Raw genomic sequence first — 23,809 nt, 5'->3', positions numbered from 1 at the left:
CTTACTCCCCCACTCGTTCAGGCGGTCCGCAGGAACCGGTCGAGGACGCGGACGCCGAAGTGCAGCGCCTCGACCGGTACCCGTTCGTCGACGCCGTGGAACATGGCAGCGTAGTCGTAACCGTCCGGGAGCCTCAGCGGGGTGAAGCCGTAACCGGTGATGCCGAGGCGGGAGAACTGCTTGGCGTCGGTGCCGCCGGACATGGAGAACGGCACGACGTGGCCCTCCGGCGCGAACTCCTCGACGGCTGCCCGCATCCGCGCGAAGATCGGCGAGTCCACCGGCGCCTGAAGGGCCACCTCGCGGTGGTGGAACTCCCACTCCACGTCCGGGCCGGTGAGCCGGTCGAGCGTGGCGCGGAACTCGTCCTCGCCGCCGGGCAGGAACCGGCCGTCCACGTAGGCCACGGCCTCCCCCGGGATCACGTTGACCTTGTAACCGGCGTCGAGCATGGTCGGGTTGGCGCTGTTGCGCAGGGTCGGCTCGACGAGCCCGGCCGCGGGGCCGAGCTTGTCCAGCAGGGCGTCCACGTCGGCCAGGTCGGTCTCGATGCCGTACACGGCGGCGAGTTCGGTGAGGGCGGCGCGCACGGTCGGGGTCAGGCGCAGCGGCCACTCGTGCGCGCCGATCCGGGCGACGGCGCCGGCGAGGCGGGTGACGGCGTTGTCCTGGTTGACCTTGGAGCCGTGCCCCGCGCGTCCGCGCGCGGTGAGCTTGAGCCAGGCGGTGCCGCGTTCCCCGGCGGCGATGGGGTAGATCTGCCGTCCGCCGCCGTCGTGGAAGGTGAACGCGCCCGACTCGCCGACGGCCTCGGTGCAGCCCTCGAAGAGCGCGGCGTGCCGGTCGGCGAGGAACCCGGCGCCGTCCACGGCACTGGCCTCCTCGTCGGCGGTGAACGCGATGACGATGTCCCGGCGGGGCCGGACGCCCTGCCGGACCCAGCCGCGCACCACGGCCAGGATCATCGCGTCCATGTTCTTCATGTCGACGGCGCCGCGCCCCCACACGACCCCGTCGCGGATCTCCCCGGAGAACGGGTGCACGGTCCAGTCGGCGGTCGCCGCCGGCACGACGTCGAGGTGCCCGTGCAGGAGCAGCGCGCCGGCCGCGGGGTCGGTGCCCTCGACGCGGGCGACGACGTTGGTGCGCCCCTCGGTGCGCTCCAGCAGGGCCGGTTCGATCCCGGCCTCGGCGAGCCGTGCGGCGGCGTACTCGGCGGCGGGCCGCTCCCGGCAGTCGCCGCCGCCCCGGTTGGTGGTGTCGATCCGGATGAGGTCGGACGTGTACGTCACGACCTCTGCCAGGGCCTGCTCGTCCACCTGCTCAGCCATACTGCTCCTCCACCGCGGCCGCGACGATCGTGGTGACCGCCTTGAAGGCGCGGATGCCCTCGTACATGGTCCCGCTCGTGCAGGCCACCTTCCGCTCCGCGATCCGGTCCACACCCGGCACGACGGTGGCGGCCATCGCCAGGTGCTCCGCGTCGAACTCGACGGCGACGGTGAACGGCCCCCCGCGGACCGGTTCGTGACGTGCCGCCAGGGCGGCGGCCTCCTTGGCCGCGGCCCGGATGTCGGCGGCGGTGCGCGCGGGCGTGCGGCACACGGCGGCGTAGCGGGAGACGTGGTCCTTCACGGCGACCTTCAGCGCCTGAGGCGCGTACCCGAGCGCGTCCTCGCAGGCCACGTCGTCCCCGGTGACGAGGACGACCGGCACCCCGAACTCGGCCACGACGTGCGCGTTGAGCAGCCCCTCGCTGGCCCGCACGTCGTTCAGCCACACGCCCGTGATGGAGTTGGCCAGGTAGGTGTGGGCCAGGACGCCCTCCATCCCGGCGCCGGCGTGGTAGCCGACGAACGCGACGCCGTCGACGTCGCCGTACTGCACGCCCTCCACCATGGACAGCGCCTTGTGCCGCCCGGTGAGCAGCTGGGCCCGCTCGTCCAGCTGCTCCAGCAGCAGGTTGCGCATCGTCGCGTGCGCCTCGTTGACGAGCACCTCGTCGGCGCCGCCGTCGAGGAAGCCGCGCACGGCGGCGTTGACGTCGGAGGTGAACAGCGACCGGCAGCGCTCCCACTGGGACGCGCCGGGCATCACGTCGTCCGGCCACGTGACGCCGGTGGCGCCCTCCATGTCGGCGCTGATGAGGATTCTCATGACGAGCCGTCCAGGGTGGAAATCTTCATGGTTCGTCACGTTACGCGCTGCGGGCGGAACCGGCTACGACGTGGTCACCAGCGGATCGGCAGGCCGGCCAGGTGGGAGGTGAGCCGGTCCGCGAGGAGGCGGTGGTCGCGGGCCGAGTAGTGCCAGTGGCAGCCGCCGTGGTCCAGGCCGGTGTCGTCCAGGCGCCAGAAGCGGACCCGGCGGTCCCCGGCGGCGGCACGTTCCTCGACTACCTGCTCGACGTGCGCGGCGAACGGCCCCGCGCCGACGGCCAGGAGTGTGGTGCCGGGGCCGTGGCGGGTGCGCAGCTTCTCCAGGAAACCGGTGTAGGCAGCGCGGTACGCCGCCGCCAGGGTGTCGTCCGTCCAGGGCTCGCCCGGGTTGAGGGGGGTCGAGAAGTCGTTGGTGCCCAGGTGGACGACCACGAGCCCGGGGCGCCAGGTGCCCGGGGCGTGCCAGACGTCGCCGGGCACGTTCAGCAGCGCGCGGTCGTAGAAGCTGCGGTAGGTCACCTCCGGGGATCCGCCGTTGTAGTTGCGCACCATGCCCAGGCCCGAGTAGGCGTTGAGCTGGTAGTCGGCTCGCAGTCGCCGGGCGGTCAGGGCGCCGTAGCCGGCGTCGGCGTTGGTGGTGCGGGCGACCTGCTCGCCGGTGCAGTCGCGGGAGGTGGAGAGGTTGCCGTAGCCGGCCGTGAGGGAGTCGCCGATGAACTCGATCTGGCGGCTGCGCGCGGCCGGCGGGGCCAGGACGGCGCCGCCCGGCGCGGCGACGAAGCCCCCGAAGGCGCTGGTGCTCCAGGGCGTGTCGTTCCGCTTGACGAGCCGGACGGTGTGCACGCCGTCGCGCAGGCCCCTGACCCAGTGGGTGGTGCTGCCCGGCGCGACGAGGGTGGCGACGGTGGCCCCGTCGACCTGTACGTCGTGGTCGGCGGCCGGGTCGTCGAGCACGACGCCCACCGCGGTGCCCCGGACGCGGCCTTCGAAGTACACGCCGGGCCAGCTGTAGCGGAGCACGTCACCAGAGTCCTGGACGCGCCCGGCGGTGTGCACGCTCGCCGCGACGTCGCTTCCGTCCGGCGCGGCGGTGGCGGTGGCCGATGGGCCGAGCAGCGCCAGCGACGCCGCCGGGGCGAGCAGCATCCGTAACCAGGGCGACGACATAACTGACCTCCGGGGCGGGACGGGTGAGGGGCGCACAGCACCGCGAGCAGTGACCGTACACCGACAAAAAGCAAGGTCACCAGGGTGCGGCGCCGGGCGCCCGGCCGGCCGCCTCAGCCGGTGCGCCCCGCCACCAGCCACTGGGACGGCAGCTCGATGCGCGTGCCGTCGGGGTGGTACTCCGTGGTCATCAGGGGCAGTTCACCGCTCGCGAGGACGGTGAGCCCGGCCGAGCGCAGATACGCGGGCACGGCCTCGTCGGGGACCTCCCCGGGTGCGAGGCCGTGCCGGAACACCGGCGCGAGCTTGGGCGGCGGCCCGTCCGGGCCGCCCGCCAGGCCCCCGAGCACCGCCTTGGCGGCGCCGGAGAGTTCCACGAGGAAGGCCCGGCCGCGGTCGCCGACCAGCGTGGCGATCCCGTCCGCGAGCGGCTGCCGGTCGTCCGGCTCGCACTGGTGCAGGACGCCCCGCACATAGACGTTGGTGTCGCCGAGCTCCGCGTGCAGGGCCTGCACCTCGCCCTTCTCGGCCGCGTCGAGCTGCCGGTACACCGCCTGACCCGCCGGGTCGGCCCGGCGGGCGTGCTCCAGGGCGGCGCCGGACAGGTCGGCGCCCACGACCCGCGGGAAGCGGTCGGCCAGGTACCGGGTCTGGGTGCCGTTGCCACAGCCGAGATCCACCAACGGCAGGACGGGGTCGGACAGGTACGGCTCGAACAGGGCCAGGTGCGGCCCGACGGTCAGCGCCGGCTCCGCGTCCCAGACCACCGCCCCCGGCGCGTCGGACGCCTCACGCCAGAACCCCTCCCAGGACTCGCGGTACCGACTCGTCACGCTCATGCCCACTCCCCGGGGTGCGAACCGATCCCGCCCTCAGTGACGGGCGAGTACGGTGTACCGCGGCCCCGGTCACGGCCACAAGGACGTGGCGCGTTCCTTCACTTCGCGTTCGACGCGGACGGTGCGCGGCGGCGCGGCAGGGTCAGCTCGAACCAGACCGTCTTGCCGGCCGCGGTGCGGCTGGTCCCCCACCGACGGGCCAGCGTACTGACGACTCTGAGACCGCGCGCCCGGTCGTCCAGGAGGTCGGCGCTGAGCAGGGTCGGCAGCTCGTGGTCGTCGTCCACCTCGCACAGCTCCGCGCACCAGGTCTTCCCGGGGGACGCCGAACAGGCGGCCTGCGCCCCGGCTCCAGTGCGATACGAGGCCTTCGCGGTCGCCGACGACCACGGCCAGGGGGACGCGCCCGGGCTCGGCGGGCTCCGCCACGTGCCCGGCTTCCGGGCTGGGAGGCGTCTCCCGCTCGCTGCCACGGTCCATGGCCCAGGCTCTCTCCCACGGATCCGCAAGATCTGTGCCGGCGTCACCACCGTACGGCGAGGGCCACCGGCGCTGTGCGGCAACGCGGGAATCGCTCGCGCGGGGTGCGCACCGGCGTGCGACCCCGCGCGCCGGTGGGGCTCAGTCCTCGTGCCCCAGCTGCAGGTCCCGTTCGGTCCGCCCGCCCCCGGCGACCTGGAGGACGGTGGCGACGGGCGGGTAGCCGGCGGCGATGACGGTGTACTCGCCGGAGGACAGGTCGACGAAGCGGAAGGTGCCGTCGGGGCCGGTGGTGAGGGTGTCGACGACGTTGCCCGCCACGTCCAGCAGGGTCACGCGGGCGTCCTCCACGGGCCGGCCGCCCCCGGCCCGGACGGTGCCGCGCAGGACGGCGCCGCCGGCCAGTTCGATGTCCCGGCGGGTCTCGCGGGCGGCCTGGACGGTGACGGGGAGCGCGGCCGGGCGGAAGGCGGGGGCGCTGGCGGCGAGGGTGTACTCGCCGGCGACCAGTTCGGTGATGACGTAGCCGCCCTCCCGGCCGCTGCGGGTGGTGGCGACGACCTCGCCGTGGACGTTGGTGAGCGTGACGGTGGCGTCCCGCACGGGCGTGCCGTCGGCGGTGACGACGCTGCCGACGAGGTTCCCGGCTCCGCCGAGGACGATGTCGAGTTCGACGGGCCGTTCGCCGACGGTCACGGAGACCGCCTGCGGCTGGTGCCCGCCGGCCGCGGCGATCAGGACGTACGAGCCGGGGCCCGGCGTGGCCAGGGCGTAGCGGCCGTCCTCGCCGCTGGCGCCGCGTCCGGTCTGCCGGCCGGTGACGTCGATGAGCGTGAGGGCCGCGCGGGGCACGACGGTCCCGTCGTGGTGCTGCACCGAGCCGCAGACGGGGACTCCGGCGGCGTACGCGCCGCGTGCCTGGGGGATCGGGGCGGTCCCCGTGTCCGGGTCGGTGACGGAGGCGTTGTGGGACACCAGGGGTTTCTCCTTGAGGAAGAGGGCGATGACCAGTCCGAGGACCAGCACCGGCACCAGGTAGAGGAAGATCCGCGGCATCGCGTCGGCGTACGCCCGGATGTAGCCGTCGCGCAGGGCCGGGGGCAGGGTGTGCACCAGCTGCGGCGTGATGGACTCGGGGTCCGGCAGGCCGCCGCCCGTGCGCGGGGGCAGGCGGTCGGCCAGGGCGCCGGCGAGCCGGTCGGCGAAGAGGGTGCCGAAGACGGCGGCTCCGACGCTGCCGCCGATCTGCCGGAAGTAGTTGTTGGCGCTGGTGGCGGTGCCGAGGTCGGCGGGGCGCACCGAGTTCTGCACGGCGAGGATCAGCACCGGCATCACCAAGCCGATGCCGGCGCCGAGGACGGCCGTCCAGACGCTGTAGTGCAGCCGGGGCGTGCCGGCCTCCAGGCGGGAGAGCAGCCACATGCCGGTGACGGAGAGGGCGCCGCCGAGGATCGGGTAGGCCTTGTAGCGGCCGGTGTGGCCGATGAGCTGCCCCGCGATGATCGAGGCGCCGACGATGCCGCCCATCATCGGCAGCATGAGCAGGCCCGACTCGGTGGCGGAGGCCCCGTCGACCATCTGCAGGTACGTCGGCAGGTAGCTGGCGGCACCGAACAGCGCGGCGCCGACGACCAGGCCGATCAGGCCCGTGACGTTGAAGACGGAGTCCCGGAACAGCCGCAGCGGGATGAGGGGTTCGGCGGCGAAGCGCTCGGCGACGAGGAAGAGGACGGTGGACACGGCGACGCCGGCCCCGAGGCCGAGGATCACGCGCGAGTCCCAGGCGTACTCGGTGCCGCCCCAGCCGGTCAGCAGCACCAGGCAGGTGGAGGCGGCGGTGAGCAGCAGCGCGCCGAGGAGGTCCAGCCGGGCCCGGACGGCGGGCTTGGGCAGCTTGAGCGCGACGGCGACGACGGCGAGCGTGAGCAGGCCGAAGGGGACGTTGACGTAGAAGCACCAGCGCCAGGTGAGGTGGTCCGTGAAGTAGCCGCCGAGCAGGGGCCCGGCCACCGAGGCGAGACCGAAGGCGGCGCCGATCAGGCCCATGTAGCGGGCGCGCTGCCGGGGCGGCACGATGTCGGCGATGATCGCCTGGACGCCGATCATGAGGCCGCCCGCGCCGACGCCCTGCAGCGCGCGGAAGGCGATCAGCTGGTCCATGGTCCGCGCCCGGCCCGCGAGCGCGGAGCCGGCGACGAAGACGACGATGGCGAACTGGAAGACGCTCTTGCGGCCGAGCAGATCGCCGAGCTTGCCGTAGATCGGCAGGCCGACCGTCGCCGTGAGCAGATAGGCGGTGATCGCCCAGGACATCCGGTCCAGGCCGTGCAGTTCGCCGACGATCTTCGGCAGGGCCGTGGCGACGATCATCTGCTCCAGGGCGGCCAGGAGCAGGGCCGGCATGAGCGCGAAGAAGATCAACCGCACCCGGCGGGGGCTGAGTCCGGCGGCCGGGGGCGGCGGTGGGGCTGGGGTGTCGGGAGGTGCCACCGCCGGTTCGTCCTGCGCCAGAGTGATCCCGCCCACTCACCGCTCCCCTCGTCGCGCCGCCACACCATTCCCGCGTAAAAGCGACAACTATGAGCAAGCGCGACGAGTTACGGCACAGAGCCGAGCGGTACGGAGATCACCCGAACCGGTGAGGTGCCCAACACCCGCTGCCCACTTGGGGCTTGGACCCGTGAACGGCTACTTCTCGACCTCGGCCGCGAGCCTGGCGAGCAGCGCGTCGTAGATCCGGGCGAGGCCCTTGGGCGCGAAGGTCTTCTCGAAGAAGCCGCCGATGCCACCGGCGCCGGTCCAGGTGGTGGTCACCACGACGCGGGCCTTGCCCTCACCGGCGGGGGTGACGCGCCAGGTGGTGACCATGGAGGAGTTGCGGTCCTTCTCGACCAGCTCCCCGTCGGTGGGCTCGGTGACTTCCAGCAGGCAGTCACGCACGCGCTTGCTGGTGGCCTGGAGCTTCCAGTGGACGAGCGTGCCCTCGCCGTCGCCGCCCTCGCGGACCTCGTACTCGCTGAACTGCTCGGGCATCAGCTTCGCGCGCGTGCCGCTGTAATCGGCGAGGGCGTCGAACACCGTCTCCGCGTCCGCCGCGACGATCCGCTCCGTAGTGGCCTCGACCTGCGCCATCGCTTTCCTCCAGGACCTGGTTGCTCGGGGGTCGGGGCAAGCCAACCACCCCGCCGCCCGGGCCCCCAAATCGGGGGCGTCCAACCCGGTCGAACACGTTCGGAAAACACCCGCGCACGATCAAGGGAACATGTGTTCTATTCTGTGGTCCGAGCTACCGAGGAGGCGCCATGCGCTGGGAGAACCTCACAGCGGACTCCGAACACGGCCGGGCCGACGCCGCGCTGTTCGGCGCGGACGCGGTGACGACCCGCACCTTCGACACGCCGGAGTTCGCCGGCATCACGTTCCACGAGATCCGGGCCCGGTCGATCATCAACCGGGTGCCGGCGGTCTCCCGGATGTCGTTCCAGTGGACGGTGAACCCCTACCGGGGCTGCTCCCACGCGTGCGTGTACTGCTTCGCCCGCAAGACGCACAGCTATCTCGACCTCGACACCGGGCTCGGCTTCGACAGCCAGATCGTCGTCAAGACCAACGCGCCGGAGCTGCTGCGCCGGCAGCTGGCCTCGCCCCGCTGGCGGGGCGAGCACATCGCCATGGGCACGAACGTCGACTGCTACCAGCGCGCCGAGGGCCGCTACCGGCTGATGCCGGGCATCGTCGCGGCCCTGCGCGACCGCGCGAACCCCTTCTCGATCCTGACCAAGGGCACGCTGATCCTGCGCGACCTGGACCTGATCCGGCAGGCGGCACAGGTGACCGACGTCGGCATCTCCGTCTCGGTCGGGTTCACCGACCAGGAGCTGTGGCGCACCGTCGAGCCCGGCACGCCCGCTCCGGAGCGGCGTCTGGAGGTGGTGCGGGCCTTCGGCGAGCACGGCATCGGCTGCGGTGTGCTGATGGCGCCGGTCATCCCGTTCCTGAGCGACCGGCCGGACCACCTCCGGGCGACCGTGCGGGCGATAGCCGCCTCCGGGGCGACGTCCGTCACCCCGCTGGTGCTGCACCTGCGGCCCGGCGCCCGCGAGTGGTTCATGACCTGGCTGGGGCGGCACCACCCGTACCTGGTGCCGCGCTACGAGCGGCTGTACGCGGACGGCTCCTACGCGCCGAAGTGGTACCAGCGCCGGATCACCCGTCAGGTGCACGAGCTGGCCGAGGAGTACGGCATCGGGCCCACGCGCGCCAGAACGCCCCGGCGGATCCGGCCTGCCGAGCCGGTGGAGGAACCGCCCGTGTCCGGGCCCACCCAACTTTCGCTTCTTTAGGAGCATACGAGCGCATCCGAAGATCCAATTGGGTCATGAGTGTGACGGAATGAGTTCTTCCAGGATCGCTTTCCGGGACGATGCGGCGAGGACGGTGACCCTCGCGGGCCTCGATCCCGCCGTCCTGGGAGGACTCCATGAGAAAACGCGCAGCCGCGCTGTGCGGCGCCGCCGTCGTCATGGCCGGGACCTTCACGGCCGTTCCCGCCGAGGCGAGCGCACCGAGCACCACGAACTCCGTGCACTCCGCGAAGCTCACCTGGAAGAACTGCGCCACCGACACCCATCCGACGCTGCAGTGCGCGTCCCTGAAGGTGCCCCTGGACCATCGCAGGCCACAGGGACGGCAGATCACCCTCGCCCTGTCCCGCGTGCCGCACACCGCCAGGACCTACCAGGGGCCGCTCCTGGTCAACCCGGGCGGTCCCGGCGGCAGCGGTCTGACGCTCGCCGGATTCGTCGCCTCGGCCCTGCCGAAGGAGGTCGCGGCCCAGTACGACGTCATCGGCTTCGACCCGCGCGGCGTGGGCGCGAGCGAGCCGGCACTGGACTGCCGGCCGGGCCACTTCGACCCGGTCCGCCCCAACTCCCTGCCCACCTCGCCCGCGATCGAGGAGGCCAACCTCGACCGCGCCAGGTCCTTCGCCGCCGCCTGCGGCGAGAAGTACGGGGATTTCCTGCCGCATATCAACACCACCAGCGCCGTACGCGACATGGACGTCATCCGCCGGGCCCTGGGCGCCGAGAAGATCAACTACTTCGGCTACTCGTACGGCACCTACCTGGGCGCGGTGTACGCCAGGTTCTTCCCCGAGCGGGTGCGGCGGCTGGTCCTGGACTCCGTGGTCGACCCGACCGACGTCTGGTACGAGGCCAACCTCAACCAGGACCTGGCCTTCAACGACCGCCACCGCGCCTTCCTGGCCTGGGTCGCCCGGTACGACACGACATACCGGCTGGGCACCGACCCGGAGAGGGTCGAGGCGAAGTGGTACGCGATGCGGTCCGCGCTGGCGAAGAAGCCGGCGGCCGGCACGGTGGGCGCCTCGGAGCTGGAGGACACCTTCATCCCGGGCGGCTATTACAACGGCTACTGGCCGTACCTCGCCGAGGCGTTCGCGGCGTACGTCAACGACAAGAACCCCGAGCCGCTGGTGCAGGCGTACGAGGACTTCGGCGCGGTCGACGCCTCGGGTGACAACGGCTACAGCGTCTACACCTCCGTGCAGTGCCGGGACGCCGACTGGCCGCGCGACTGGCGGCGGTGGCGCGAGGACAACTGGGCGGTGTACGAGAAGGCACCGTTCATGACCTGGAACAACGCCTGGTACAACGCGCCCTGCGCGTTCTGGCCGACCGCGTCGCCGCGGCCGGTGAACGTCGCCAACGGAAAGCTGCCGCCGGTGCTGCTGTTCCAGGCGACCGGCGACGCCGCCACCCCGTACGAGGGCGCCGTCACGGCCCACCGTCTGCTGGCCCGCTCCAGCCTGGTCGTCGAGGAGGGCGGCGGCAACCACGGCATCACGCTCAGCGGGAACGCCTGCCTGGACGAGCACTTGGCGGCCTATCTGACCGACGGCACCGTGCCGCGCGGGTACGGCACCGCGGACGCCGTGTGCGAGGCGCTGCCGGACCCGAAGCCGACGGCGGCCGAGGGGGCGTCGAAGAAGGCGCGGTCGGCCTCCTCGAAGGGCTCGACGCTGCACGGCCTGCTCGGCTTCCGCGGCTGAGCCGTGCACGGCCCGTCCGCCGGGGGCGGGCGTTGTCAGACCCGTGATCCACCATGGACCCATGAGTGAGCTGACGAGGATCCCCGCCCCCGACGGAGTCGCCCCAGCGGCGCAGTACAGCCATGTGGTGACGGGCACGGGCCGTCTCGTGGCGGTCGCCGGTCAACTCCCGCTGGACGAGGAGGGCCGGACGGTCGGCGAGGGCGACCCGGCGGCCCAGGCCCGCCAGGTCTTCGAGAACCTCCGGCGGTGCCTGGCCGCCGCCGGGGCGACCTTCGACGACGTGGTGAAACTCACCTACTTCGTCACGGACATGGCGCACATGCCCGCGATCCGCGCCGCCCGGGCCGCGCACATACCCGACGACCGGCTGCCGGCCGCGTCGGCGGTGCGGGTCGCGGGGCTGGTCCGCCCCGACTGCCTGGTGGAGATCGAGGCCTTCGCGGTGGTACCGCGGTGACGGGCCTGCGCGTCCGGGAGATGACCCTCGCCGACTGCGACCGCGTCGCGGAGATCCGCGTCCGCGGCTGGCAGCACGCGTACCGGGGCATGATGCCGCAGTCGTACCTCGACGGGCTCAGTGTCGCGCGGGACGCCGAGCGGCGCCGGGAGTACCTCGCGCGGGCCGACGGTGCGGTGGTGAACCTGGTCGCCGACGACGCGGGCGGCGAGGTCGTCGGCTGGGCCTGCCACGGCCCGTACCGGGAGGGCGAAGTCCTCACCGCCGACGCCGAGTTGTACGCCATCTACGTCCACCCGGACCATCTCGGCCAGGGTGCGGGGCGGGCCCTGCTCGCGGAGTCGCTCACGCGCTGCGCCGCCGCGGGCCACGGCCGTCTCCTGCTGTGGGTGCTCAAGGAGAACGTCCGGGCCCGCCACTTCTACGAACGGGCCGGGTGCCAACCGGACGGCGCCGAGGAGCTTTTCGAGGTGGAGGGCGTCGCGGTGCCGGAGGTGCGCTACGCCAGGGGACTCTGACCCGCCTCTGTTGCTCCGGCACGCCTCTGCAGCCCTGACTCACCTCTGTTTCGGGATCCGCCCCAGCGCCCGCACCGCCGCCTCGGCCAGCGCCGGGTGGGCCAGGGCCTCGTTCAGCACCGGTGCGGCCCGGCCGTCCCCCAGCGCGCCCAGCCCGTCCACGCAGGCGAGGGCCACACGGCGGTACGGATCGTGCGGGCGCAGCCGGCGCCGCAGCGTGGTGATCAGCGCGGGCACGGCCTCCGGGGCGCGTAGCTCGACCAGGAGGCGGACCGGATGCAGCGCGTAGGCGACCCGCAGTTCGTTGGTGGCCAGGGCGGCGGCCGCGCGGGCGGTGCGCGGATCGCCCAGGCGGGCCAGCGCGTACGCGGCGGAGGCGCAGCGCGGCGGATCACGGTGGTTGAGCAGCAGCACCAGGGCCTCGAAGGCCCGCCGGTCCCCGGCCAGACCGAGCCGGAACGCGGCCAGCTCCCGGGCCCACAGCGGCTGCCCCGGTTCGGTCAGCACCCCCGCCAGGGCGTCGGGGTCGTCGGTCGCCACGAGCCGCTCGAACGCGGGCGACGCCCCCGACTCCTGCCGTAAGCGCTCCGTGAGTGATCGCAACTCTTCGTCCATGACACCGAGGTTAGGACCGCGGTCCACCGCTCGGGACGTACATCACAAAGACGGGGGCTGGCGCGCTCGTTACCCGCCAGTTAAGCTCAGACGAGCGAGTTACCCACTCGCCTTCCTCGCGGCGGTCTGGTGACGCGGCCACCGCGGTGGGTACCTCCCACGCCCTCAGGGCTGTGGGGGGAAGTCGGTTCGGTGCCTCAGGTACCGCAGTACGGCTCGGCCCCGGGACAGGGCCGGTCGGAACGGCCGTTCGCCCCGGGCGTGTGCGCGCCCGCGACGACGGCACCGGGCGTGTGCGCATCGCAGCCCGGCCCACACCCGCATCTCCCACGCACCCGGTGCGCCCGGGAACCCGGCCCTCGCCGGGCGTCCCGGCGCACCAGGGCCGCGTTTCCCGTCGTCACCCTCATCCTGGAGTCCCGCGATGGCCACTCCCCTTTCCGACCCGTCCCTGTCCCCGCTGCGGACCGTCGCCGTCGTCGGCCTCGGCACGATGGGCACCGGCATCGCCGAGGTCCTCGCCAAGGCCGGCCGCGAGGTCGTCGGCATCGACATCAGCGAGGTCCAGGCCGCGAAGTGCGTCGCCGCCCTGGAGGCCTCCACGGCCCGTGGCGTCGAGCGCGGGCGGCTCACCGAGCAGGAGCGCGCCGAGATCCTGGGCCGCGTCCGCACATCCGCCGACCTGCGGGCCGCGGCCGACGCCGACCTGGTCATCGAGGTCGCGCCGGAGTCGTACGAGATCAAGCAGCAGATCTTCCGGGAGCTCGACGGGATCGTGCGGCCCGGGACCATCCTGGCGACCGGCACCAACGCGCTGTCCGTCACGCGGCTGGCCGCCGACTCGGCGCGTCCGGAGCGGGTGCTGGGCCTGCACTTCTTCAACCCGGCCCCGGCGATGCGCCTGGTCGAGGTCGTCTCCTCGGTGCTGACCGCGCCCGCGGCGGTCACGGCGGTCACCGACCTCGCGCTCGACCTGGGCAAGGAGCCCGTCGCGGTCGGCGACCGGCCCGGCTTCGTCGCCGACGGCCTGCTGTTCGGCTACCTCAACCAGGCCGCCGCGATGTACGAGGCGAAGTACGCCTCCCGCGAGGACATCGACGCCGCGATGCGGCTCGGCTGCGGTCTGCCCATGGGACCGCTGGCGCTGCTGGACCTGATCGGTGTGGACACCGCCCGCACGGTGCTGGAGGCCATGTACGCGGAGTCCCGCGACCGGCTGCACGCCCCCGCGCCCATCCTCAAGCAGCTCAGCGAGGCCGGCCTGACCGGGCGCAAGGCCGGGCGCGGCTTCTACACCTACGAGGCGCCGGGCAGCGGCACGGTCGTGCGGGACGCGCTGACCCCGGCGGAGGGCGGCGAGACCGTCCCCGGCCGGAGCGTCTCCTCGGTCGGCGTCGCCGGCTCCGGCACCATGGCCTCCGGTATCGCGGAGGTCTTCGCCAAGGCCGGGTACGACGTCGTGCTGGCGGCCCGCAGCGAGGAGAAGGCGCAGACCGCCAAGGCCCGGATCGGCAAGTCCCTGGCCCGCTCGGTCGACAAGGGCCGGATGACCGCCGAGGCCGCCGCCGAGACCCTGGACCGCATCACGGCCACGGGCTCGTACGACGACTTCGCCGGTGTCGACCTGGCCGTCGAGGCGGTCGCCGAGGACCTGGAGGTCAAGCGGCAGCTGTTCGCCGCGCTGGACAAGGTCTGCAAGCCCGGCGCGGTCCTGGCCACCACCACCTCGTCCCTGCCGGTCGTCGCCTGTGCCCGGGCCACCTCGCGCCCGCAGGACGTGATCGGCATGCACTTCTTCAACCCGGCGCCGGCCATGAAGCTGGTCGAGGTCGTCCGCACGGTGCTGACCGCCGACGACGTCCACGCCACGGTCCGCGAGGTCTGCGGCAGGATCGGTAAGCACGCCGTCGACTGCGGGGACCGCGCCGGATTCATCGTGAACGCGCTGCTGTTCCCGTACCTCAACAACGCGATCAAGATGGTTCAGGAGCACTACGCCTCGCTCGACGACATCGACGCGGCGATGAAGCTGGGCGGCGGCTACCCGATGGGCCCGTTCGAGCTGCTGGACGTCGTCGGGCTCGACGTCTCGCTCGCCATCGAGAAGGTCCTGCACCGCGAGTTCCGCGACCCGGGCCTCGCCCCGGCGCCGCTGCTGGAGCACCTGGTGGCCGCGGGCTGCCTCGGCCGCAAGACCGGCCGTGGCTTCCGCGAACATGCCAAGCGCTGAGCGTCCCGGCGACTGGTTCCGGTCCGGTTCCGAGTGGGGCGGCCTGCTCGGCCCGGACCGGTTCCCGCCCCCCTGCGGCGGGGGCGGAGAACCGGCTCATGCGCACCGAGCTGCGCACATGCAGTACGTTCAGGGCATGTCCCAGCCCGCCAAGTCCGCACGTACACCAGCTACGGCCGACGCGCCGGAAACTGCCGCAGGCTCCCGTGCCGCCGCCCAGCGGCTCAAGATGCGCCGGGAACTGGCGGCCGCCGCGATGGAGCTGTTCGCGACCAAGGGGTACGAGGCGACCACCGTCGACGAGATCGCGGCCCAGGCCGGGGTCGCCCGCCGCACCTTCTTCCGCCACTTCCGCTCCAAGGAAGAGGCGATCTTCCCCGACCACGACGACACCCTGATCCGCGCCGAGGCGGTGCTCAACGCCGCGCCCGCGCACGAGCATCCGCTCGACACGGTGTGCCGCGGCATCAAGGAAGTCATGCGGATGTACGCGGCCCGGCCGGAGATCTCGGTCGCCCGCTACAAGCTGACGCGCGAGGTGCCCACCCTGCGCGAGGCGGAGATCGCGTCGGTGGCCCGCTACGAGCGCCTTTTCACGCGCTATCTCCTCGGCCACTTCGACGAGCGCGCGCACGCCGACGACGCCAACGACGACCCGCTGCTGGCGGAGGTCGCCGCGTCCGCGGTCGTCACCGCCCACAACCACGTGCTGCGGCGCTGGCTCAGGGCCGGCGGGCAGGGGGACGTGGAGGCGCAGCTGGACCACGCCTTCGCGATCGTGCGCCGGACGTTCGGCACCGGGATCGGCGCCGGACGCTCGGCGCAGCCGCAGCCGGCCGCGGCGACGGCCTCGGCGCAGGGCGAGGTGCTGGTCACGGTCGCCCGCACCGACGCCCCGCTCGACGAGGTCATGCGGACGATCGAGCAGGCGCTCAAGGAGCGCTGAGCGGCTCCCGCCACGCTCTCGCCGCTGTGATGACGGCCACCCCACCCGGGTGGCCGTTTTGGCATGTCAGGGCCCGCTTTGCAGGCCTACGGCGCGGCCGTTCGATCGATCATCGCTCATGTGTTACGCAAAGATTTCATCTGAGAGCAACTTCTGGCACTCAGTGCCTTGCGGGGTGACACGCGGTGTCATACGTTGAAGAGGTCCGGGCGGCGTCCCAGCGGGCCTCGTGCCCGTCCGCCCCGGGCGCCTGCGTCACAGGCAACCTCCCGCGCCACCAGCGCTGCCGAACAGCACCACCGCCGAACCGACGGCACACCCTCGAACCCTCAGCAGCACCGACGTAACCATCGGCGCCCCTCCCTCAGGGCGCTCACCGCCGGAGGCAACACCGTGACCGTGAAGGACATCCTGGCCGCGATCCAGTCGACCGACTCCACGTCGGAGGACTTCGCCGCCCTCCCGCTGCCCGAGTCGTACCGCGCGATCACCGTGCACAAGGACGAGACGGAGATGTTCGCCGGGCTCGCCACGCGCGACAAGGACCCCCGCAAGTCGATCCACCTGGACGAGGTGCCGCTGCCCGAGCTGGGCCCGGGCGAGGCCCTGGTGGCCGTCATGGCCTCCTCGGTCAACTACAACTCGGTGTGGACGTCGATCTTCGAGCCGCTGTCCACCTTCGGCTTCCTGGAGCGCTACGGCCGCACCAGCGAGCTGGCCAAGCGCCACGACCTGCCGTACCACATCATCGGCTCCGACCTCGCGGGCGTCGTGCTGCGCACCGGCCCGGGCGTCAACGCCTGGCGCCCCGGCGACGAGGTCGTCGCGCACTGCCTGTCCGTCGAGCTGGAGTCCAGCGACGGCCACAACGACACGATGCTCGACCCGGAGCAGCGCATCTGGGGCTTCGAGACCAACTTCGGCGGCCTCGCCGAGATCGCGCTGGTGAAGTCCAACCAGCTGATGCCCAAGCCGGACCATCTCAGCTGGGAGGAGGCCGCCGCCCCCGGCCTGGTCAACTCCACCGCCTACCGGCAGCTGGTCTCCCGCAACGGCGCCGCGATGAAGCAGGGCGACAACGTGCTCATCTGGGGCGCGAGCGGCGGACTCGGCAGCTACGCCACCCAGTTCGCGCTGGCCGGCGGAGCCAACCCGATCTGCGTCGTCTCCTCGCCGCAGAAGGCGGAGATCTGCCGCTCGATGGGCGCCGAGGCGATCATCGACCGCAACGCCGAGGGCTACAGGTTCTGGAAGGACGAGAACACCCAGGACCCCAAGGAGTGGAAGCGCTTCGGCAAGCGCATCCGCGAGCTCACCGGCGGCGAGGACATCGACATCGTCTTCGAGCACCCCGGCCGCGAGACCTTCGGCGCGAGCGTCTTCGTCACCCGCAAGGGCGGCACCATCACCACCTGCGCCTCGACCTCGGGCTACATGCACGAGTACGACAACCGCTACCTGTGGATGTCCCTGAAGCGGATCATCGGCTCGCACTTCGCCAACTACCGCGAGGCCTGGGAGGCCAACCGGCTCATCGCGAAGGGCAAGATCCACCCGACCCTGTCCAAGGTGTACTCCCTGGAGGACACCGGCCAGGCCGCCTACGACGTCCACCGCAACCTGCACCAGGGCAAGGTCGGCGTGCTGTGCATGGCCCCCGAGGAGGGCCTGGGTGTGCGCGACGAGGCCAAGCGCGCCCAGCACATCGACGCCATCAACCGCTTCCGCAACATCTGAGACACCCGGGGTCATAGATGACTGAGCGTCAGACCACGCCTGTGCCCGAGGGCGCGCCCGTGTCGAAAGAGACGAAGACAAGGGAGCGAAGCGACCGCGGGCTGAGGAACGTCGACACGGGCACAGAGCGCCCTCGGGCACAGGCGCGGAAGGAAAGGGACCGGCCGTGGCTCATGCGCACGTACGCCGGTCACTCCACGGCCGAGGCGTCCAACGAGCTGTACCGGCGCAACCTCGCCAAGGGCCAGACGGGTCTGTCGGTGGCGTTCGACCTGCCGACGCAGACCGGCTACGACTCCGACCACGTCCTCGCCCGCGGCGAGGTGGGCCGGGTCGGCGTGCCGATCGCGCACGTCGGTGACATGCGCCGGCTGTTCCAGGACATCCCCCTGGAGCAGATGAACACCTCGATGACCATCAACGCCACGGCCATGTGGCTGCTGGCGCTCTACCAGGTCGTCGCCGAGGAGCAGGGCGCCGACATCACCAGGCTCCAGGGCACGACCCAGAACGACATCGTCAAGGAGTACCTGTCCCGGGGGACGCACGTCTTCCCCCCGGGGCCCTCCCTCCGCCTGACGACGGACATGATCGCGTACACGGTCTCCCACCTGCCGAAGTGGAACCCGATCAACATCTGCAGCTACCACCTGCAGGAGGCGGGCGCCACGCCGGTCCAGGAGATCGCGTACGCGATGTCCACCGCGATCGCCGTGCTCGACGCCGTGCGCGACTCCGGCCAGGTGCCGCGGGAGCGCATGGGCGACGTCGTCGGCCGCATCTCGTTCTTCGTGAACGCGGGCGTCCGCTTCATCGAGGAGATGTGCAAGATGCGCGCCTTCGGCCGCATCTGGGACAGGATCACGCGCGAGCGCTACGGCATCGAGAACCCCAAGCACCGCCGCTTCCGCTACGGCGTCCAGGTCAACTCGCTCGGTCTGACCGAGGCGCAGCCGGAGAACAACGTCCAGCGGATCGTGCTGGAGATGCTGGCCGTCACCCTCTCCAAGGACGCCCGCGCGCGTGCCGTGCAGCTGCCCGCCTGGAACGAGGCCCTCGGCCTGCCCCGCCCCTGGGACCAGCAGTGGTCGCTGCGCATCCAGCAGGTGCTGGCCTACGAGAGCGACCTGCTGGAGTACGACGACATCTTCGAGGGCTCGAAGGTGATCGAGGAGAAGGTCACGGGCCTGGTCGAGGCGGCGCTCGCCGAGATGGACCGCATCGAGGCGATGGGCGGCGCGATGGCGGCCGTCGAGTCCGGCTACCTCAAGTCGCAGCTGGTCGCCTCGCACGCCGAGCGCCGGGGCCGGATCGAGTCCGGCCAGGAGAAGATCGTCGGCGTCAACATCTTCGAGGGCACCGAGCCCAACCCGCTCACCGCCGACCTGGACACCGCGATCCAGACGGTGGACCCGGCCGTCGAGGCCCGGGTCATCGCCGCGCTCCAGCAGTGGCGCGACACCCGGTACCAGCCGCCCTTCAACCACCCGCGGCCCTGCAAGGCCCTGGAGCGGCTGAAGGAGGCGGCCCGCGGCACGGAGAACCTGATGGAGGCCACCCTGGAGTGCGCCCGCGCCGGCGCGACGACCGGCGAGTGGGCCGGGGCCCTGCGCGAGGTGTTCGGCGAGTTCCGGGCGCCCACGGGCGTCTCCTCGGCGCCGGTGGCCGTGCCCGTGGAGGAGGGCAGCGCCCTGGCCCTGGTGCGCCGCAAGGTGGACCTGACGGCCAAGGACCTGGGTGTGGGCAAGCTGCGCTTCCTGGTCGGCAAGCCGGGCCTGGACGGGCACTCAAACGGCGCCGAGCAGATCGCGGTCCGCGCGCGGGACGCCGGCTTCGAGGTGGTCTACCAGGGCATCCGGCTCACGCCCGAGCAGATCGTGGACGCGGCCGTGGCCGAGGACGTGCACGCGGTCGGCCTGTCCATCCTGTCCGGCTCGCACGCCCAGCTGGTGCCGGACGTCCTCGAACGGCTGCGTGTGGCCGGTGCCACAGATATACCGGTGATCGCCGGTGGCATCATCCCGAACGGTGATGCCGAGCAGCTCAGGGCAGCCGGAGTGGCCGCGGTCTTCACCCCGAAGGACTTCGACATCACCGGAATCATCGGCCGCATCGTCGACGAGATCCGGAAAGCGAACAAGCTCGACCCCCTGGAGGTCCCCGCATGACGACCGTCAACCGCCTTCGCCCGCGGCGTTCCTGCCTGGCGGTGCCGGGCTCGAACCCGCGCTTCCTGGAGAAGGCCCAGGGCCTCCCGGCGGACCAGGTCTTCCTCGACCTGGAGGACGCCTGCGCCCCGCTGGCCAAGCCCGAGGCGCGGCACACCATCGTGAAGTTCCTCAACGAGGGCGACTGGACGGGCAAGACACGCGTGGTCCGGGTCAACGACTGGACGACCGAGTGGACGTACCGCGACGTCGTCACGGTCGTCGAGGGCGCCGGCCCGAACCTCGACTGCATCATGCTGCCGAAGGTCCAGGACGCCCAGCAGATCGTCGCCCTCGACCTGCTCCTGACGCAGATCGAGAAGACCATGGGCTTCGAGGTCGGCCGGATCGGCATCGAGGCGCAGATCGAGAACGCCCAGGGCCTGAACAACGTCAACGCGATCGCGCAGGCCTCCCCGCGCGTGGAGACGATCATCTTCGGCCCGGCCGACTTCATGGCCTCCATCAACATGAAGTCGCTGGTCGTGGGCGAGCAGCCGCCCGGCTACCCGGCGGACGCCTACCACTACATCCTGATGAAGATCCTCATGGCCGCCCGCGCCAACAACCTCCAGGCGATCGACGGCCCCTACCTGCAGATCCGCAACGTCGACGGCTACCGCGAGGTCGCCCGGCGCGCCGCCGCGCTCGGCTTCGACGGCAAGTGGGTGCTGCACCCGGGCCAGGTCGAGGCGTCCAACGAGATCTTCTCGCCGTCCCAGGAGGACTACGACCACGCCGAGCTGATCCTGGACGCGTACGAGTACTACACGTCCGAGGCGGGCGGCAAGAAGGGCTCGGCGATGCTCGGCGACGAGATGATCGACGAGGCCAGCCGCAAGATGGCCCTGGTCATCGCCGGCAAGGGACGCGCCGCCGGCATGCGGCGCACCAGCACGTTCGAGATCCCGGAGGCGTGACGGCCATGCAGTTCGGACGCACCTACGAGGAGTTCGAGGTCGGCGCGACGTACAAGCACTGGCCGGGCAAGACGGTCACGGAGTACGACGACCACCTGTTCTGTCTCCTCACCATGAACCACCACCCGCTCCACATGGACGCGAACTATGCGGAGAAGACGACCGACTTCGGCAAGAACGTCGTCGTGGGCAACTACATCTACTCGCTGCTGCTCGGCATGTCCGTGCCGGACGTCTCCGGCAAGGCCATCGCCAACCTGGAGATCGAGTCGCTGAAGCACGTGGCGCCGACCTTCCACGGCGACACGGTCTACGGCCAGACGACGGTGCTCGACAAGTGGCCGTCGAAGTCGAAGGACGACCGCGGCATCGTCTACGTCGAGACCAGGGGCTACAAGCAGGACGGCACGCTGGTCTGCGTGTTCCGCCGCAAGGTGATGGTGCCGACCGAGACGTACATCAAGGAGCGCGGCGGCGAGCAGCCCGGCCGCCCCGAGCTCAGGGAGCAGGAGAAGTAGCCATGGCGCGACTCGCCCAGACCGCCGGTCTGACGGACGTCCAGCAGGAGATCCTGTCCACCGTCCGGGACTTCGTGGACAAGGAGATCCTTCCGGTCGCCACGGAGCTGGAGCACCGCGACGAGTACCCGCAGGCGATCGTCGACGGGCTGAAGGAGTTGGGCCTGTTCGGCCTGATGATCCCCGAGGAGTACGGGGGCCTGGGCGAGTCGCTCCTGACCTACGCGCTGTGCGTGGAGGAGATCGCCCGCGGGTGGATGTCGGTGTCCGGCATCATCAACACCCACTTCATCGTGGCGTACATGCTCAAGCAGCACGGCACGCAGGAGCAGAAGGACCACTTCCTGCCGCGGATGGCGGCCGGCGACGTCCGGGGCGCCTTCTCGATGTCGGAGCCGGGCCTCGGCTCGGACGTGTCGGCGATCACGTCGAAGGCGGTGCGGGACGGTGACGAGTACGTCCTGAACGGCCAGAAGATGTGGCTCACGAACGGCGGAACGTCGTCTCTGGTGGCCGTTCTGGTACGAAGTGACGAAGGTCACCCCGAGGGCACCGCGCCCCACAAGTCGATGACCACCTTCCTCATCGAGAAGGAGCCCGGCTTCGGGGAGGTGCGGCCCGGCCTCACCATCCCCGGCAAGATCGACAAGATGGGCTACAAGGGGGTGGACACCACCGAACTCATCATGGATGGCCTGCGGATTCCTGCGGATCGCGTGCTCGGCGGGGTCACCGGCCGTGGTTTCTACCAGATGATGGACGGCGTCGAGGTGGGCCGCGTGAACGTCGCGGCGCGTGGCTGCGGCGTCGCTCAGCGTGCGTTCGAACTGGGCGTGCGGTACGCGCAGCAGCGCCACACCTTCGGGAAGCCGATCGCCCAGCACCAGGCGATCCAGTTCAAGCTGGCGGAGATGGCTACCAAGGTCGAGGCCGCCCATGCGATGATGGTGAACGCTGCACGCAAAAAGGACTCCGGGGAACGAAACGACCTTGAAGCCGGTATGGCGAAGTATCTCGCTTCCGAATACTGCAAGGAGGTCGTGGAAGACGCCTTCCGGATCCACGGCGGCTACGGCTTCTCCAAGGAGTACGAGATCGAACGTCTCTACCGCGAGGCGCCGATGCTGCTGATCGGTGAGGGTACCGCCGAGATCCAGAAAATGATCATCGGCAGGCGCCTGCTCGAGGAGTATCGATTCCAGGGCTGAATGTCCGGATACGGGGTGTTTTCTTGGAGAAGAAGATCACACCCCGTCAGCACTCTTCGGCCGCCGACTCGGCTGCCTGGCTTACCCAGTTACGGCCCCGAGCCGCTACGATCGCCGGAAAGCCGCCGTCCCCCGTCAGAGTGCGGCATCATCCGCTACGAAGGTCATCCATGCCCCACAGCCAAACCTCTGCACCTCGCGACAGCCGGGCCGGCGTACGCCTCGCGCGCGGAGCATCGCCGTGGCTCCTTCCGACCGTCGCCACCGCAGCCCTCAGCCTGGCCCGCGCCCGCCGCTCCGGCGCGGCCAAGGCCGTCGCCGTTCCCGCCACCGCGCTCGCGGCGGGGATGCTGTGGTTCTTCCGCGACCCCGAGCGCGAGATCACCCAGGGCCGGGTCATCTCGCCCGCCGACGGTGTGGTGCAGAGCATCATGCCGTGGAAGGACGGCCGCACCCGCGTCGCGATCTTCATGAGCCCGCTGAACGTCCACGTGAACCGCGCCCCGCTGGCCGGCACGGTGACGTCCGTCGAGCACATCCCCGGTGGCTTCGTTCCCGCCTTCAACAAGGAGAGCGAGAACAACGAGCGCGTCGTCTGGCACTTCGACACCGAGCTCGGCGACATCGAGATGATCCAGATCGCCGGCGCGGTCGCCCGCCGCATCGTCCCCTACGTGCCCGAGGGCACCAAGGTCGAGCAGGGCGAGCGGATCGGCCTGATCCGCTTCGGCTCCCGTGTCGACCTCTACCTGCCCGAGGGCGTGGAGGTCGCGGTCGAGGTGGGGCAGAAGACCGTGGCTGGGGTGACTCGCATTGACCGTGATTGATCCTGACACCAAGGCCGGCTGGGTCCCGGAGGCCGACGAGGTCGACGAAGAGGAGGAGATGCCCCTCTCCCTGCGCCTGTCGATAGCGGACACGCTGACGCTCGGCAACGCCACGTGCGGCTTCATGGCGGTGTACTTCACCACCACCGGCATCCTGATCCCGCATCTCACGGGCAGCCAGGAGACCGGCATGGCCCGCCACAGCGCGGCCACGGCGGTCATCCTGATGCTCTGCGCGGCGGTCTTCGACCTCTTCGACGGCCTGGTGGCGCGCAAGCTGCGCTCCTCGCCGATGGGCGCGGAGCTGGACAACCTCTCCGACCTGATCAGCTTCGGGCTGGCGCCGGCGTACTTCGTGCTGGTGTACGGCATGGTCGCGGACGACGCGCATCAGCGGGTGGCGGCGGTCGGGGCGATCGTGGTCCTGCTGGCGGTGGTGCTCCGGCTTGCGCGCTTCTCGTGCGTCACGGTCAAGGACGGCACCTTCCAGGGCATGCCGTCGCCGTTCGGCGCGCTGACCGTCGTGTCCATCGTGCTGCTGGAGCTGCCCTTCGTGGCGACGCTGCTGGCGATTCTGGGGACGGCGTGGTTGATGGTGTCCCGCGTGGAATACCCCAAACCCCGGGGCCGGCTCGCGGTGGCGATGCTGTCGTGGATCGTGCTCAGCATGGGGCTGCTGGCGGCGTGGGCGTTCGACGCGCCGAGCGGACAGCTGCTGCTGCAGACGGGCTGCGCGCTGCAGCTGGTCATGGGCGCGGTGATCCCGCTGTTCGCGACGGCCCGGCGGGTGAACAACTTCCGCGACAACCGACGTGAGGCACGGGCGGCGCAGCTGCCCTGACGCGAGGCGACCACGGCGGGGGCCCCGAGCATGCTGCTCGGCCGGGCTGGCGTATTCCGCCATG

20 protein-coding genes and 1 pseudogene are annotated in these 23,809 nt (G+C 71.4%); 13 read left to right on the top strand and 8 right to left on the bottom strand.

Going from position 1 to position 23,809, the window contains the following annotated elements:
• Positions 1-17 precede the first annotated feature (17 nt).
• From ABTZ58_RS26970 to ABTZ58_RS26940, 7 genes and pseudogenes are all read right to left on the bottom strand, one after another.
• Positions 18-1,331 (bottom strand): M20/M25/M40 family metallo-hydrolase, encoded by a 1,314-nt coding sequence (locus tag ABTZ58_RS26970; protein WP_351361745.1) that lies wholly within the window; start codon positions 1,329-1,331, stop codon positions 18-20.
• Complete coding sequence (locus tag ABTZ58_RS26965; protein WP_351361742.1) at positions 1,324-2,157, bottom strand: M55 family metallopeptidase; 834 nt, start codon at positions 2,155-2,157, stop codon at positions 1,324-1,326. The genes ABTZ58_RS26970 and ABTZ58_RS26965 overlap by 8 nt, the downstream gene beginning before the upstream one ends.
• A 74-nt stretch (positions 2,158-2,231) precedes the next feature.
• Entirely contained in the window at positions 2,232-3,326 is a 1,095-nt protein-coding gene (locus tag ABTZ58_RS26960; RefSeq protein ID WP_351361739.1) for an SGNH/GDSL hydrolase family protein, read from the bottom strand.
• Positions 3,327-3,439: 113 nt separating this feature from the next.
• The gene (locus tag ABTZ58_RS26955) at positions 3,440-4,165 is read right to left on the bottom strand and encodes a class I SAM-dependent methyltransferase (protein ID WP_351361736.1); all 726 of its coding nucleotides are present in this window, start codon (positions 4,163-4,165) and stop codon (positions 3,440-3,442) included.
• 98 nt (positions 4,166-4,263) lie between these two features.
• A pseudogene (locus ABTZ58_RS26950) lies at positions 4,264-4,461 on the bottom strand (ATP-binding protein); the annotation flags it as partial.
• A 325-nt stretch (positions 4,462-4,786) separates the two neighbouring features.
• Positions 4,787-7,171, bottom strand: coding sequence for an MFS transporter (locus tag ABTZ58_RS26945; protein ID WP_351361733.1), 2,385 nt, complete (start codon positions 7,169-7,171; stop codon positions 4,787-4,789).
• 162 nt (positions 7,172-7,333) lie between these two features.
• Complete coding sequence (locus tag ABTZ58_RS26940; protein ID WP_351361730.1) at positions 7,334-7,777, bottom strand: SRPBCC family protein; 444 nt, start codon at positions 7,775-7,777, stop codon at positions 7,334-7,336.
• A 170-nt stretch (positions 7,778-7,947) separates the two neighbouring features.
• Here ABTZ58_RS26940 and ABTZ58_RS26935 point away from each other — a divergent pair, with 170 nt between their 5' ends.
• From ABTZ58_RS26935 to ABTZ58_RS26920, 4 genes are all read left to right on the top strand, one after another.
• Complete coding sequence (locus ABTZ58_RS26935; RefSeq protein WP_351361727.1) at positions 7,948-8,988, top strand: Rv2578c family radical SAM protein; 1,041 nt, start codon at positions 7,948-7,950, stop codon at positions 8,986-8,988.
• 137 nt (positions 8,989-9,125) lie between these two features.
• The gene (locus ABTZ58_RS26930) at positions 9,126-10,718 is read left to right on the top strand and encodes an alpha/beta hydrolase (RefSeq protein WP_351361724.1); all 1,593 of its coding nucleotides are present in this window, start codon (positions 9,126-9,128) and stop codon (positions 10,716-10,718) included.
• 61 nt (positions 10,719-10,779) lie between these two features.
• Entirely contained in the window at positions 10,780-11,178 is a 399-nt protein-coding gene (locus ABTZ58_RS26925; protein ID WP_351361721.1) for a RidA family protein, read from the top strand.
• 20 nt (positions 11,179-11,198) lie between these two features.
• Positions 11,199-11,696, top strand: coding sequence for a GNAT family N-acetyltransferase (locus ABTZ58_RS26920; RefSeq protein WP_351362010.1), 498 nt, complete (start codon positions 11,199-11,201; stop codon positions 11,694-11,696).
• A 39-nt stretch (positions 11,697-11,735) separates the two neighbouring features.
• Here the strand turns inward: ABTZ58_RS26920 and ABTZ58_RS26915 are convergent, their stop codons facing one another.
• On the bottom strand, positions 11,736-12,311 hold the full coding sequence (locus ABTZ58_RS26915) for an adenylosuccinate lyase (protein ID WP_351361718.1): 576 nt from the start codon (positions 12,309-12,311) through the stop codon (positions 11,736-11,738).
• A gap of 424 nt (positions 12,312-12,735) precedes the next feature.
• Between ABTZ58_RS26915 and ABTZ58_RS26910 the strand changes: the two genes are divergently transcribed.
• The 9 genes from ABTZ58_RS26910 (at position 12,736) to pssA (ending at position 23,745) form a co-directional block, all read left to right on the top strand.
• Positions 12,736-14,541 carry a 3-hydroxyacyl-CoA dehydrogenase family protein gene (locus ABTZ58_RS26910; protein ID WP_351361715.1) on the top strand — a complete coding sequence of 602 codons (1,806 nt, stop codon included), beginning with the start codon at positions 12,736-12,738 and terminating at the stop codon, positions 14,539-14,541.
• 136 nt (positions 14,542-14,677) lie between these two features.
• Positions 14,678-15,487 (top strand): TetR family transcriptional regulator, encoded by an 810-nt coding sequence (locus tag ABTZ58_RS26905; protein WP_309095006.1) that lies wholly within the window; start codon positions 14,678-14,680, stop codon positions 15,485-15,487.
• A gap of 399 nt (positions 15,488-15,886) precedes the next feature.
• Positions 15,887-17,224: a crotonyl-CoA carboxylase/reductase gene (ccrA, locus tag ABTZ58_RS26900; RefSeq protein ID WP_351362007.1), complete on the top strand. Its 1,338-nt coding sequence runs from the start codon at positions 15,887-15,889 to the stop codon at positions 17,222-17,224.
• Positions 17,225-17,241: 17 nt separating this feature from the next.
• Complete coding sequence (locus ABTZ58_RS26895; protein ID WP_502996128.1) at positions 17,242-19,392, top strand: ethylmalonyl-CoA mutase; 2,151 nt, start codon at positions 17,242-17,244, stop codon at positions 19,390-19,392.
• Positions 19,389-20,351: an HpcH/HpaI aldolase/citrate lyase family protein gene (locus tag ABTZ58_RS26890; protein ID WP_351361711.1), complete on the top strand. Its 963-nt coding sequence runs from the start codon at positions 19,389-19,391 to the stop codon at positions 20,349-20,351. Before ABTZ58_RS26895 ends, ABTZ58_RS26890 begins: the two co-directional genes overlap by 4 nt.
• Positions 20,352-20,356: 5 nt before the next feature.
• Complete coding sequence (locus tag ABTZ58_RS26885; protein ID WP_309095002.1) at positions 20,357-20,869, top strand: MaoC family dehydratase; 513 nt, start codon at positions 20,357-20,359, stop codon at positions 20,867-20,869.
• 2 nt (positions 20,870-20,871) lie between these two features.
• Positions 20,872-22,077: an acyl-CoA dehydrogenase family protein gene (locus tag ABTZ58_RS26880; protein WP_351361707.1), complete on the top strand. Its 1,206-nt coding sequence runs from the start codon at positions 20,872-20,874 to the stop codon at positions 22,075-22,077.
• 170 nt (positions 22,078-22,247) lie between these two features.
• Positions 22,248-22,904, top strand: coding sequence for a phosphatidylserine decarboxylase (locus ABTZ58_RS26875; protein ID WP_351361704.1), 657 nt, complete (start codon positions 22,248-22,250; stop codon positions 22,902-22,904).
• 58 nt (positions 22,905-22,962) lie between these two features.
• Positions 22,963-23,745: a CDP-diacylglycerol--serine O-phosphatidyltransferase gene (gene pssA, locus ABTZ58_RS26870; RefSeq protein ID WP_050810223.1), complete on the top strand. Its 783-nt coding sequence runs from the start codon at positions 22,963-22,965 to the stop codon at positions 23,743-23,745.
• Positions 23,746-23,809: the final 64 nt, after the last annotated feature.

Origin of the sequence: Streptomyces sp. NPDC094143, from assembly GCF_040303825.1 — a bacterium.
Taxonomy (GTDB): Bacteria; Actinomycetota; Actinomycetes; order Streptomycetales; family Streptomycetaceae; genus Streptomyces.
Note: the sequence above shows the minus strand (reverse complement) of the source record. Positions and strands in the feature narration are given on the sequence as shown.